Origin of the sequence: Ralstonia pickettii (assembly GCF_001699815.1) — a bacterium.
In the GTDB taxonomy this organism is placed as follows: domain Bacteria; phylum Pseudomonadota; class Gammaproteobacteria; order Burkholderiales; family Burkholderiaceae; genus Ralstonia; species Ralstonia thomasii.
Genome location: NZ_MCGB01000076.1, coordinates 18,085 through 31,915 on the forward strand (window position 1 = coordinate 18,085; position 13,831 = coordinate 31,915).

The 13,831-nt window shown below is 64.9% G+C and carries 6 protein-coding genes, 1 pseudogene and 1 other annotated feature; of the genes and pseudogenes, 2 read left to right on the forward strand and 5 right to left on the reverse strand.

Going from position 1 to position 13,831, the window contains the following annotated elements:
• Positions 1 to 68: 68 nt before the first annotated feature.
• Both BEK68_RS25945 and BEK68_RS25010 read left to right on the forward strand, forming a co-directional pair.
• Positions 69 to 904 (forward strand): annotated as a pseudogene (locus BEK68_RS25945) (IS3 family transposase); the annotation flags it as partial.
• Positions 347 to 463: a sequence feature (AL1L pseudoknot), on the forward strand. (Overlaps the previous pseudogene by 117 nt.)
• Positions 905 to 1,156: 252 nt before the next feature.
• Complete coding sequence (locus tag BEK68_RS25010; protein ID WP_012435369.1) at positions 1,157 to 1,444, forward strand: H-NS family nucleoid-associated regulatory protein; 288 nt, start codon at positions 1,157 to 1,159, stop codon at positions 1,442 to 1,444.
• A 128-nt stretch (positions 1,445 to 1,572) separates the two neighbouring features.
• On the opposite strand, the gene BEK68_RS15725 is transcribed toward BEK68_RS25010, so the two are convergent.
• From BEK68_RS15725 to BEK68_RS15745, 5 genes are all read right to left on the reverse strand, one after another.
• On the reverse strand, positions 1,573 to 2,232 hold the full coding sequence (locus BEK68_RS15725) for a GNAT family N-acetyltransferase (RefSeq protein WP_012435370.1): 660 nt from the start codon (positions 2,230 to 2,232) through the stop codon (positions 1,573 to 1,575).
• 4 nt (positions 2,233 to 2,236) lie between these two features.
• Positions 2,237 to 3,598 (reverse strand): aminotransferase class I/II-fold pyridoxal phosphate-dependent enzyme, encoded by a 1,362-nt coding sequence (locus BEK68_RS15730; RefSeq protein WP_009240837.1) that lies wholly within the window; start codon positions 3,596 to 3,598, stop codon positions 2,237 to 2,239.
• Positions 3,599 to 3,614: 16 nt separating this feature from the next.
• Positions 3,615 to 4,508, reverse strand: coding sequence for a UDP-3-O-acyl N-acetylglycosamine deacetylase (locus BEK68_RS15735; RefSeq protein WP_009240836.1), 894 nt, complete (start codon positions 4,506 to 4,508; stop codon positions 3,615 to 3,617).
• Positions 4,508 to 12,178 carry a type I polyketide synthase gene (locus tag BEK68_RS15740; protein ID WP_012435371.1) on the reverse strand — a complete coding sequence of 2,557 codons (7,671 nt, stop codon included), beginning with the start codon at positions 12,176 to 12,178 and terminating at the stop codon, positions 4,508 to 4,510. Before BEK68_RS15740 ends, BEK68_RS15735 begins: the two co-directional genes overlap by 1 nt.
• A 75-nt stretch (positions 12,179 to 12,253) precedes the next feature.
• Entirely contained in the window at positions 12,254 to 13,831 is a 1,578-nt protein-coding gene (locus tag BEK68_RS15745) for an LTA synthase family protein (protein WP_012435372.1), read from the reverse strand.

The window sequence follows — 13,831 nt, forward strand, 5'->3', positions numbered from 1 at the left end:
ATACAAATATGCTGTTGCTGAATCGCCCCGGGATTTGAGGAGGCTCCAACTCTTGAGAGAATGGAGCAATGAACAAGACGAACAAGTTCTCACCCGAGGTGCGCGAGCGCGCCGTGCGCATGGTGCAAGAGCACCGATGCGAGTATCCGTCGTTGTGGGCGGCGGTTGAATCCATCGCGCCCAAGATTGGCTGCGTGCCGCAGACGCTGCTGGACTGGGTCAAGCGCGAGGAGGTCGATGGCGGGCAACGTGACGGCCTGACCAGCAGCGAGCGCGAGGAGCTCAAGCGGTTGCAGCGCGAGGTCAAGGAACTGAGCCGCGCCAACGAGATTCTCAAGACGGCCAGCGCGTTTTTTGCGCAGGCGGAGCTCGACCGCCGACTCAAGTCGTGAAGGCGTACATCGACCGCTACCGCGATGCGTACGGGGTCGAGCCCATCTGCAAGGTCTTGCAGATTGCCCCGTCTTGCTACCGGCGCCACGCGGCCCAGCAACGCAAACCGGCGCTGCGCTGCAAACGTGCCCAACGCGACGACGCGCTTATCCCCGACATCGAGCGCGTCTGGCATGCCAACTGGCAGGTGTATGGCGCCGACAAGGTCTGGAAGCCGATGAATCGCGAGGGCATCCGTGTCGCGCGTTGCACAGTCGAACGCTTGACGAAGCGTCAGGGGTTGCGGGGCGTGCGTCGTGGCAAGGTGGTGCGGACCACGACGCCGGATGCTTCGGCGCCATGCCCATTGGACCGGGTCCAGCGAGTGTTCAAAGCCGAGCGGCCCAATCAACTGTGGGTGTCCGACTTCACTTATGTCAGCACTTGGCAGGGCTGGCTGTACGTGGCGTTCGTCATCGACGTGTTCGCGCGGCGCATTGTGGGCTGGCGGGTGAGCAGCACCATGCGTACCTTTCGCCAACGGAACCTTTTCTGTCATTCAATCTAGATACATTGCCGGTTGGTGAGTTGGTCAAGCTGGAAGCCATAGCCGCAGCATCCGATGACTACATTCTCAGCGGCCATCTGCTTCGCGATGTGGATGTCCATTGGGATAGTGGTGGAGCACTGTTGAAGCGCGTTCATCGCTGATGACGCGATACCGGGAAACCTTGCCACGCCGAAAGCCGAATACTCATCTTTCTTTTCCTAGAAACTTCGCTACATGCCGAATCGTGTTGATCTGTCCATGATCGAGTCCAGCCCTGCGGCGATGTTGCGGCGACGGGCTGAGGCTATCGCGTGGGTTCGCATGCAGATCGCACGATATGGCCTGGCGTATGCCGATCTCACTGCCGCAGGGTGTTTTCCGCCGCTTCGTCGCGCTTCATCGAAAGCACGATATCGTAGTGCTGAGGGTCAAACGTGGGATGGAGAGGGCGATATGCCGGATTGGCTGCAGCGTGCGGTCAATGCTGGCCAGAGCCCGGAGCACTTCCGGGTTGGAACTTGACAGAGAGGTCCATAGGCCGTCGCGGACTGTGTTGGTCGTGATGTCCAATCAGTCCCTGCCCGCATGCTAGCCGTCTGCTGGTAATAGCGCGTGGTGGGTCTGCACCTACTGGGCCGACACTCACCCAGTCAGCTGCAAGCGCAATACCGCATCCGAGTGGCCGCCAGGTGCGCTGGCAAGCTAGCCGAGCGGCGGCCACGTTCCATTGGTTCGAATCCGAGTTCCCGGTAAAGCGCCGCTGCACGGTGGTTCGTGTCCAGCACATCGAGCACAAGCGTCTGCCCGACCGTGGAAGGAAGCAGTTGCTGCTTGATTGCGTGTGAGAAGAGGGCCCTGAAAATTCCCCGGCCGCGCAGATCGGGGTGCGTGGCGCAGTGGGCCACCAGCGTTTGTCGCCGCGTGGGAGCGGGAATCTCGCTTTCGAGAATCAGCCCGCGGCGGATGATGCTGGGCGTGCGGCGCAGGCCAAAATGCTGCAGGAAGTCGCGGACTGCGTAGAGATCATCCAGCCAGTTGTGCCGACCGTCCTGGATCGCAAGGGCAGCGATTGGCTGACCGCCGATCGTGGCGACCAAATGGCGCTTCCACGAGAAACGCCCGCTTGGGGTGGCGATGGCACGGCGCAGGAAAGCCTCGCATGCGGCCGGTGGCACGCCCAGCAGCCAGTCCAATTCCTGGCGGCCGGAGGCGAGCACCAACGGCGCCAGCGCAGCGGCATCGCTAGCCGCAGCGCGACGGAACGTGAGTGCCGAGCCCGATGACTGATCCATCTGCAGCATCGTGTCCATAGTGCTAACGCCGTGCCAGCTGCGCAACGGACGCTATCGTATAAGCGATCTGTTCCGGCGTGTGGGTGGAGCAGATAAAGAAGCGCAGCCGCGCGGCTTTCTCCTCCACCGCGGGATAAAAGATCGGCTGCGTGTTGATGCCTTTCTCGAACAGTGCATTGGCCCATTGCGCGGCCTTGAGCGAACTGCCGATAATCACTGGCACGACCGAGTATCCGGCGCTCAGCCCCGTGTTGAGGCCCGCTTCACGTGCGGCGTCCAGGAACTGACGTCCGCGCTCGCGCAGCTTGGCGACTCGTTGCGGCTCATCCAGCATGCGCCGAAGAGCGGTCAGCGAGGTGGCGGCCAGCACCGGTGACAATCCAACGCTGTACAGGAAACCGGGTGCCAGGTGGCGCAGGATGTCGATCAGCGCCTGCTCGCCGGCGATGTACCCGCCGCAGCCCGCCAGCGTCTTGCTGAAAGTCCCCATCCAGATATCGACGTCGCGGCCGGCCAGCCCGAAATGCTCCCGGATGCCTTTGCCTGTCGCACCGAGCACGCCGAACGAGTGCGCTTCGTCGACCATGAGGAAGGCACCGTGGCGGCGCTTGATGTCGATGAAGCGTTCCAGCTCGGGGAAGTCTCCATCCATGCTGTAGATGCCTTCCACGGCGATCAGCACACGGCGGTAGTCGCGCCGCACGCGCGTGAGCAGGGCGTCAAGCGCTGCCCAGTCGTTATGCGGGAAGTTCAGCCGCTTGGCGCCGCTGAGCTGCGCCCCCTGCACGATGCTGTTGTGCGCCAACGCGTCATGCACGATCAGGTCGCCGGGGCCAAACAGGCATCCGATCACGGTGACGTTGGTGGCATGCCCGCTGACGAAGGCGACGCAGTCGTCGACCTCGTAGACGCTTGCCAGCGCGCGCTCTAGCTCGCGCTGGACCGGCCGCTCGCCGGCCACCATGCGGCTTGCCGACGCCGAGGTGCCATACTGGTCGACTGCGGCTTTGGCGCTGGCCGATACCTCAGCATCCCCGGATAGGCCGAGATAATTGTAGTTGGCGAAGTTGATATAGGACTGGCCGTTGATCTGCGTGGTGGCCCCGGCCACGCCTTCGTGGACGCGGAAGAACGGCGACGCAATGCCCAAACGCTCGCTTACCTCGCGGATGATCGAGACCTGCTGGTACGCAGGCAGCGTGTCGAAGCGGCACAGTGCCGCATAGTCCGCCGGATTGACCGGCTGTGCTGCCGACGCTTCACCGGTATGGGCCGCAACTGCCGCCCGTTCGGCTCCCGTCTCCATTTCTTTCGTGACCCGATCAAGCTGCCGCTTCAGGGCCTTAGCAGCAAGCTGCTGTCGCAACTGGTCGCCCAGTCTCATACTGCGGATTCCTTCGTCAGTGTGTGGGGTATGCCCATTCCCAGGCATCGGGCCGGGCGAGCAGGGCGGCACAAAGCCGGTAATTCATTTCGTGGCTGGGGCGCAAGGCTGTGACCTTGCCTAACAGCGGCGCGCCCAGCAGAGCTAGGTCGCCGATTAGATCAAGCACGCGGTGCCGCACGAACTCCATCGGCAGGCGCATGCCGCCGATCACGCCGGAGCCGACAATGGTAGCGGTGCATGACGGCCTCGCGCCGCGCAGAATCGGTTGGCCCCGCAGATAGCCAAACAAGATGGCTGGCACCGCCCAGCGCAGGCGGCCATATGAGCGCGATGGCGCGATGTCGGAAGCGAACGAAACGGGGTCGATGATGCCCTGCCAGTTCATCTCGCCGAACCCCTTGAGGTCGTTGGTTACGGACATCGCATAGTGGTCGGCCGGTTCGATGATCGTGCGATGCATGCCGCCATCTTCCACAGCAACCGTCTTGAGAATCCGCAGGAAGCGCTTGGGTGCATCCAGCGGGAGGCGTCCACAGGCCTCGATCGCCTGCAGCCAGGGCTGTGCGCTGCCATCCAGGATCGGCACCTCTTCGGCATCGATCTCGACGGTGGCGTGGTCGATCTGGCATGCCAGCAAAGCTGCCAGCAGGTGTTCGACGGTGCGCACGCGCCAGCCATCGGCATTCTGGAGTGCCGTGCACAACGGCTGCCCCAGGCGCAGCGCCGCAGAGGCGGGCAGTAATGCAAGCTGCTGGCCGCCGCGCATGCGCCGGAACACGATGCCGTGTCCGACGCGCTCAGGATGCACGCGGACATTGACGCGCTTGCCGGTGTGCAGCCCGCGGCCGTACAGCCGCAGCTCGCGCGCCAGTGTTCCCTGATTGCTTGCCCAGCCCGGCGCGGTCATCACGAGGTCGTCTCAGTGAGGACATCTGCGACTGCTCGGTTGGCGGTCATTTCGCGTGCCATGCGTTGCAGTTCGTCGCTGCTGATTTCCGAGCCATGGATGGCCGACAGTGAGGCCAATTGCTGCTCGACATCACTTGCAGCGCCTGCTTCCTGGCCGTCGGTTGCGCCGGCGCGCACCGATTCAGCTATCTTCTGCGCGAGCGAGCGCACGGTCGCACCTTCGGCCAACATCATCACCGGCAGCTTGACCTCGAAGCACTCCTCAATTGCCATGCCGAGCTCCATGCCCATCAGCGAGTCCATGCCCAGATCGGTCACTGAGCGATCAGGATCGACCTTGGCGGCAGATAGGTGGAGGATCCGAGCGATCTGTGCCTGCAGTGTCTCGATCACCAGTTGCACGGCTTCGGCGGAGTCAAGCGCGCGGATCTCGGCTTGCATGCTGGCGCCATCGGCGCGCTGCGTTTCCTGTCCGATGCCGCCCCGCATGTCGAGATAGCGCAGCGAGCGTGCGGCTGGCATGACGCGCGAGATGGACTTCCAGTCGAGCCACAGTAGCGCTTCGCCGGCATGGCCGCACTGCAGCACCTGTTCGAGCGCGGTCATCGCCTGTGCGGAGGTGATTGCGCGGCCGCCAATGCGGGCCTGCAACGCCTCCAGTGTTTGGGCATTGCGGGCGAGGAAGCCCACGTCCTCGAGTGGGCCCCAAGCCATGTAGGTGCCCGGCAGGCCTTGCGCGCGGCGCTGGTGAATCAGCGCCTCAAGGAAGGCGTTGGCGGCCACGTAGTTGGACTGCCCGGGGTTGCCCAGGAAGGTGGTGGCCGACGAATACACCACGAAAAAGTCCAGGGCGAGTTCGCGCGTGGCCTGATGCAGGTTCCAGGCACCGGCAACCTTGGGCGCCAGTACGTCGCGCATCTTGGCGTCGTCCAGGTTGGCGATCAGGCCGTCGGCAATGGTCATTGCCGAATGCACGAGCCCCTTCAGCGGCGTGCCGCTGCGGCCCAGTCCGTCGACCAGCGCGCGCACCGCCGCGCCATTATTGAGGTCGCACGACACGACCGCCGTATCTACCTGGAGCGTGTCGCGCCAGTGCGCCGCTTCCTCGGCCAGTTCGGGCGCGAGCGTGCCGCGCCGGCTGGCCAGCACCAGATGACGTGCGCCGCGCTCGACCAGCCAGCGTGCCGTGGCGAAGCCCAGACCGCCGGTGCCGCCCGCAACCAGATAGGCGGCCGACGGATCCAGCGCGAGATGCGATGCGCTGGCGGCCTGTGGTGCGGGCACCCCGCCGGCGAAGGTGACCACGATCTTGCCGATCTGGCGGGCCTGCTGCATGTAGCGGAAGGCTTCCTCGATGCGTGCGGCAGGGAACGCGCGGTAGGGCAGCGGATCGAGCACGCCCTGATCGAGCAGCGCCATCACCTGGGCGAACAGGGATGCGGTGAGCTGCGGCGACGCATCCATCAACTGGTCGGCGTCGATGCCGAAATAGCTGATGTTGTTGCGGAACGGGCGCAGGCCGATACGGCTGTTCTCGTAGAAATCGCGCTTGCCGAGCTCGAGGAAGCGACCGAACGGACGTAGCACGTCGATGCTGCGCACCATCGCCTCGCCGGCGAGCGAGTTGAGCACGACATCGACACCTTCGCCTCCGGTCGCGCGCCGGATCTCGTCGGCGAATGCCAGGCTGCGTGAGTCGAACACGCGGCTTGCGCCGAGCAGGCGTACAAACTCGCGCTTTTCATTGCTACTTGCGGTGGCGAATACTTCGGCACCGAGGTGGCGTGCCAACTGGATTGCAGCGATGCCGACACCGCCGGCCGCGCCATGCACCAGTACGCGCTCGCCCTTGCGAATGCGCGCCAGTTCGTTGAGCCCGTAATAGGCGGTGAAGAACGTGGTCGGGATCGTGGCGGCTTCCTCAAAGCTCAGCCGCGCGGGTTTGTGTGCCAGCGCCGTCGCGCGGGTACGCAACCGGCTCGCATAACACGCGGGGGCAAAACCGAGCACCAGATCGCCGCTGGCGAAATTCGCGACCGCACTGCCCACACGCGTGACGCGGCCGGAGAACTCCATGCCGATGGTCGGACCGGCAAAACCGTTCTCGACGGCTTCGTCAGACAACAGGCCCATCGCGTACATCACGTCACGGAAATTCAGGCCCGCGGCCATCGGCTCCACTTCGACTTCGTCGGGTTCCAGCTCGAACTCGGGCAGCGGGAACCACTGCAGGTGACTCAGTGAGCCCGGCGATTCAAAGCCGAGCACAGCGGGTATGGCCGATGCACCTGCGGCGGCCCGTGTGGCCTGTTCGCGCAGCTCGCTCACTTCGGCGGTCAGCATGCGCGGCACGTAGCGTTCTTCGAGGCCGAGCACGACTTCATCTTCCGCATCGGCACATAGCAGCTCACGGCTGAGCGCCGGTACTGGCTGCGTCTCGCGTGGATCGATATCGATGAGCCTGCAATGCAGTTCGGCGTGCTCGTTCATCAGCACGCGGCCCAGACCCCACAGGGTGGCCTGCGACGGCTGCAGCGCCATTGCTGGCGTGCCGGGCGCAGCCAGCGGCGCGCCGCCGCAGGTGACGATCGACAGTTGCGCGCTGGCGCGCTTACCGCTCAAGCCGCGCACTAAACGTGCTAGCGCGACTGAAGTCGGCTCTTGCGCCTGCATCAGCGTGCCCGCGTCGGCGCTATCGTCAAGCCTTGGCGCGTCTGCAGCAAGGAAGACGATCTGGCACGGTGCTCCCGCTTCGTCCAGTGCGGCATGCGCCAGCGCCGCTTCGGGGGACTCCACCAACGCAACGCGCGGGCTGCGGCTCGCTAGGCTTGCGCCAGCAAGGGCCTCTTCGAGCGCGGCAGCCAGCGTGGTGGCGAGTTCGGCCGGTGTGCCAGGACAGACCACCAGCCAGTTCGCCCCCAATTGCTCGGCGTTGCCGTCAATTCCTTCTGTGACGATCTCGCCGATATCGCATGAATCGGCTTGACGTCCAAGCTGGCGGCGCGCCAGCAGCAGCGCCGGTGCGCCTTCAATCTGGAGATCAGCCTCGACGTGGCGGGCTGGTGACTGGAAGCCCTCGGCAAGCAGCATGGCTTCGATGGACTCGGCGGGGAGCAAATCCCCACGACCTGCGGACCACCATTCCGGCGACAAACCGAACACAATGTCGGAGAAACGGCTTGGCTGGGCCTCGCTAAGCACCAGCAGTGCCCCAGGCGTCATCCACGTGCGCACGGCCGCCAGCAATCGATTCGGCTTGCCAGATGTGCGCAGCAGGTTATTGACCACCACCACATCGAACGTGTGGCTGCGTCCCGGCTCGACGGTCAACTCGGGCTGATCGCTCAGTTGTAGCGTCGCCGTGCGGATTAGCGGATGACGGCCGGTATCAAAGGCGCCGAGCTGCTCGGGGCTGCCGGCGATGGTGTACTCGCAGCGGCCCTGCAGGTGCGCGCCGATCGGCTCGAATAGATTGGCTTCCGGCGGGACGATTTCCAGAACCCGCATCGGGCGGCGCTGGGTCCATCTCTCGATGCACGCATCCAGGCTAGCACTGGCCATTGCGTTGACATGCGACCACGTCGGGGAGGCCTCGAACAGATGGTCCAGCAGGCTGTTGCGCGCCGGGGGCAGCACGGCGCCAGCTTCCAGCTCGCCGTTCAGAATGGCCGGCAGCGAGGCGCCGCAATGTGCCAGCAGCGTCAGCTCGGCCACATGGCTGGGCGACAGGGATAGCAGGCTCCGCCAGAGTTCTTCGATAGGCGGCAGCGTTTCGTCGTCCAGTGCCAGCACGCCGTCGCGGCGCACGAGGATGCCGTCTTCCAGCAACATGTCGACTAGCCGTGCGAGCAGTGCTGGATTCGCGCAGGCCGGCAGCTCGGCCTTGGCGCGGACGTGCAGCGCTTCGACGGCACGCAACGCGTAGGCCGCAGCCAGCACGTCGATCAGCGGCATGACTTCGGTGAGGTGCCTGTCGCGATGCGCGGCGTCTTCGGTGCCGGCGACCATGGTGGCTGCCGTGGCCAACAGGCTGGCCGGCGAAGGCGTCGCAGCCGCAGCAATCGCTTCGGTTGCCGGCTTGGCTTCCAGCGCAAAGACATAGCGCCCAGGTTTGCCGTGGCGACGGCGGATCAGATCTACGCGGCGGAAGCGGCATGCGGAGAGCTTCAGCACTGTATTGCCGCCGGCATCCAGGTATTGGAAATTGGCGACCAACGAATGCGGACTGCGGCGTTCGATCCGCGCCACCACGCGGGCCGGCACGCCGCCAAAGTAATCCATGCGGCCAAACTGCACCGGTACGTAGGCGGCCTGCTCAGCACTGGGCTTGCCGGCGGCCATCAGGGCCAGCAGCGGATGCAGGCCGCTGTCGAGCGCGCCCGGATGCATCGTGTAGCGATCCAGATGAGCCTGCTGCGAGGCGGGCGCTGCAAGCTCAGCGAGTGCAACGTCACCGTCGATGCGGACCGTCTGCACCCAGCGGAAGGCCTCGCCAAACTCCAAGCCGATCGCGAGTGCCGCCTGGTACAGCGTGCTGCCGGCAATGGGGGCCTGCTCTTCGAGCGCAGCCATGCTTTGCGGCTCGATGGCCGGCGCGGTCTGCGACGGGCCGCCGATCAGCAAGCGACCGGCCACATTGATGGTCCAGGGATCGTCGCTCACGCGTGGGCGCGTTTCGATCACGAAACCCGCAGTGCGCGGATCGAGCGTAAAGCGGAACAGTCGGCCCTGCTGCGGTTGGAATACCACCGGGGTGCGAATCTCCAGATTCTCCACCGCGCAAGTCACGGTACCGAAGTAGCTGCGCGCCGCAGCCAGCGCCATCTCCGCGTAACCCGCCCCAGGAAAGGTGACAGCCCCGTCCACCACGTGGCTGGCGAGCATGGGGAGCTTGACTGGGTCGATCTGGTTTTCCCAGGCTGCCGCGCAGTCCTTCAGCCGGTAGCCAAGCAGCGGGTGCTGGCGGTGGCGGTGGACCAGGTCGTAGCCTTCTGCGGTGATGGGGGCCCAGTAGGGCGTGCGCTGCCACGGATAGGTCGGCAGCACGACGTCGCGGTGTGCGTCGGGGTAGACGGTATTGCGATCCAGCCGCGCGCCGTGTGCGAGCGCCGTGCAGAACGCGTGGCGCAGCTGGCTGCTCTGGTCGTGGTTGCGCTTGAGCGTTGGCAGGGCGCTGCCGTTCGCGCGTGCCGCCTCCAATGATTGCGACACGTAGGCGCGCAGGATCGAGTGCGGCCCGATTTCCAGGAACAGCCGCATGCCGCCATCGATCAGCTGGCGCGTGGCCGGCTCGAACTGGACAGGCTCGCGGATATTGCGCCACCAATAGCTGGCGTCCAGTTCGGCGCCCGACAGCGGCGTGCCGGTCACCGTTGAGACAAAAGTGCTGTGCGTTGCCCGCGGTTGCAGGCCTCGCAGACCTTCCACCACAACATCATGGATGGCATCCATTTGCCGACTGTGGAAGGCGTAGTCTAGATCGAGCATCTGGAAGAACTGATTTGCCTGCGCCAAATGCGCCTGCACGGCTTCCAGTGCCGTGAGGGGGCCGGCCAGCGTGACGGCGCCGGGGCTGTTGATGCCGGCGACTTCCAACACGTCGTCAAGGCCCAACGCGGCGATCAGTTCGCGCGCGGCCCCTTCCCCCACGCCTGCAGCGGCCATCTTGCCTTTGCCAGCGGTGAGCGCCTGGGCGCGGCTGCGAACCTTGATGACGCGCACGGCCTGCTCCATCGACAAGGCGCCCGCGGCATACGCCGCCGCGACTTCGCCCACGCTATGGCCATAGCATGCGTCAAAGCGCAGGCCCTGCTCGAGCAGCGATTGCACGATGCCCGCCTGTATGGCAAACAGCAGTGGCTGCGCGTTTTCCGTGCGCTGCAGCCACTCCGCGGTGGCGCCTGCACGCATCACATCGAGCAGCGATGCGCTGCCGTCGGCGCACCAGAAGGCATCGATCTGCTTTACGGTTGCGCAGAAGACACTGTCCTCCTGCAGCAGGCGCTGCCCCATGCCGGCCCACTGAGAGCCATTGCCGGAGAACACCAGCGCCAGCTTGCCGTCGTTGGCGACGGCCTCGCCCGTCACCACAGCGGGGCAGGTGTCGCCTTGCGCCAGCGCAGCCAGCGCCGCGATGCCATCTGCGGCAACGTCTGCAGCGTTAGATGGGTCGATGACGGCGCGGTAGCGTAAGGGCTGTCGGCGATGAGCCGTCGCGCCTGCCAGCGCCTGCCAGGACGTGCCTGCGCCGAGTTGGTCCCGATAGGCGGCGGCCAGCGCCTGCAGCGCTTCTTGCGAACGCGCGCTGAGCATCAACGGGGCGGGGCGGTTTTGCGCAACGCTGATCGCCTTGCCGGCTTTTGCTGCTTTGGAAGGCGGCGCGGCTTCGCGCAGCAGAACGTGCGCATTGGTGCCGCCAAAACCAAACGAATTTACGCCGACAAGCAGGCGCTTGTCCTTGGCCGCCAACGGTGTGTAGCGATCGACCACACGCAGGTTGCCACCCGTGAAGTCGATATTGGGGTTCGGCGTGCGGAAGTGGATCGACGCTGGCACCGCGCGATGTTTCAGGCACAGGATTGCCTTGATCAGACCAGCCATGCCGGACGCCGTTTCCAGATGCCCGACATTGGTCTTGGCCGAGCCGATTAGCAACGGCGCATCGGGGCTGCGCAGCTTGCCAATCACGTCGATCAGCGCGCGCGTCTCGATTGGGTCTCCGACTGCGGTGCCGGTGCCGTGCGCCTCCAGATAGTCCACTTCGCGCGGATCGACCCCGGCGCGGGCGTACACGTTTTCCAGCAGCGCCGCTTGCGTGGCCGACGCCGGCACATTGATGCCGCCTTGCGAGTGGCCATCGGAGTTGACCCCCGACGACGCGATCACGGCATGGATGGTGTCACCGTCGGCCAGCGCCTTGGACAGCGACTTGAGCAGCACCAGCGCGCCGCCTTCGGCACGCACATAACCGTCGCCAGAAGCATCGAAAGCGCGGCAGCGGCCGGTGGGCGACAGCATCGAGGCTTTGGCGAAGCTGACAAAGGGGAACGGGTGCAGCAGCAGATTGACGCCGCCTGCCAGCGCCGTTTCCACCTCTCCGGCTCGGATCGCGTTGCATGCCTGGTGCAGTGCCACCAGCGACGACGAGCATGCGGTGTCGATCGACATGCTCGGCCCGCGCAGGTCGAACAGATACGAGATGCGGTTGGAGGCGATGCTCAGCGTATTGCCGGTGGCGGAGTAGGCGTCCACCACGCTGAGGTCGTCGACGCCCCGGTCGCCATAGTCCTGCGCCGCCACCCCGACGAACACTGCGCAGTTCTGGCCCGCCATCTGTTGGGGGTGGTGCCCTGCATGTTCGAAGGCTTCCCAGGCCAGTTCGAGGAGCAGGCGCTGCTGAGGATCCATCTGCTGCGCTTCGCGCGGCGAGATGCCAAAGAAGTCGGCATCAAAGCCCGCGACGTTGTCGATGACGCCGGCCGCAAAAGTATAGCTCTTGCCGGGCTCACGCTTGGAGGGGTGTTGATAAAACTCGGTACTGAAGCGGTCCGCCGGCACTTCGGTCACGGCGTCGGTTTCAGCAACCAGGAGCTTCCAATAATCCTCCGGGCTGTGAACACCGCCCGGAAACCGACACGACATTCCGACAATAGCTATTGCATCTTTCATCTTCTTAACCTGCTCGATTTCTGCGCTGCTTGCGGCTTCACGTTGCTATCTCTGGGCACACCAAGGTGGCAGAGACTACTGTTGTTGCTGCTGTTGGCTTTCAGTGCTCGCCGCGTTTGTTCTTGATGCCCCGGCATCCCGCGATGCCGGTAGCGGGGCGCTGATGCAATCGATCAGCAGTTGGCCCAACGATTCGGCATGTACCCGCATGCGCTTCTGCTGGCTTGGTGGCGCCGAGGCGGCATCACTGCGCCACAACAGATAGTCGCTATGGATGGGTAGATGGTCGGTCTGGCGATAAACCGCCGGGAGTGCCGGCACGTGGTCGCCATAGAAGCAGAGGATCGCGGGACGCTTGCGGGTAGCCAGATAGCGCGTCAACTGCCCGATCATGGCGTCCGCATTTGCGAGGTGGCGGAGGTAGGCGGTCAGATCGTTCCAAGGCTTGCCTTCGCCAAACGCATGATAGGAAGCCGCCTCCCCGGGCGCCACGTGTTCCAGGTGCAGCGGCCCATGGTTCTCGATGGTCATCGCGAAGACGAACGCCGGCGAATCGCCGGCGGCCTCAAGTTCGACCTGAATGGCATCGGCCACCGCAAGGTCGGCCACGTAGGGACCCGCGCGCTGCGCCTTGTTGAAATGGCGGATATCGAGAAAGCGATCGAAATGCATTAGCGGCAGAACGCGGTGCCTGCCGAAGAAGTCTCCGTGGTACGGATGCATAGCCACCGTACGGTAGTCCGCGCGCCGGAACCACCCCGCCAACGAAGTACACGGCTGGCGTATATAAGCATATGGGTAGAACTTGGCGTAGCCTTGCGCGCCAGAATCCAGCCCCGAGAGCACGGCAAATTCCGTGCGCATCGTGTTGGCGCCCCAGGCCGGCACTTCCAGTTGGCCGCACTGCACCGCTTCGGCGCAGGCTGCATCAAAGTTCGGCAGCAGATCGGCGCGCACGGCGAGACCGAGCCGGCGCGCGTCGAAAAACGATTCGCTCTGGATGACGATGACGTCCGGCCGTACCGTTGGTTCCGCCGTGCGCGAGAACGGCCCATGGCTCATCGCTGTGCGCAGCGCTGCCGCAGTGGTGGGGCGCAGGCCGTTCAGCAAGTAGGCCACGAACACCGCGTAGAAGCCATGCTGGCGCTGGTCGGCATCGGGCTGCATTGTGAGCCGAAGCGTTCGCACGGCCCATGCGTGCAAAAGGAAGCTAGCCGCCGCGCCGGCCAGCAGCAGCCCCCGCGAGGCGCCCTGCAGCGGCATGCTCAGCACCAGCATCCCTACGAAGACCGCCACACCAAAGCCAAGCGCCAGCACGTTGGCAAAGCTGAGGAACGGCAGGTACATGCGCGGATGTCGGAACAACTGGCTGAACAGGCTTAAGTCCGAGAACACCAGTGGTTCGCGCAGCGACGCATACTTGGCGTTGCTGACCACGGCCAGCAATCCCGTCAGCGACACGGCCACGAAACCCGCGAACACCGGGCGTGCCGATACCGCCAGCGTCAGCAGGAACACCGTTGCCACCGAAAAACCATGCGTGGCAAGCGCCGCAGCGTTGCGCCGCCACGGCGGCGCGGAACGCGGCAAGGCGATGGCGTCCGGCAGGAACGACATCGCCAGGGCAAGCAGGAAAATGGCTGCGCCTGGCAT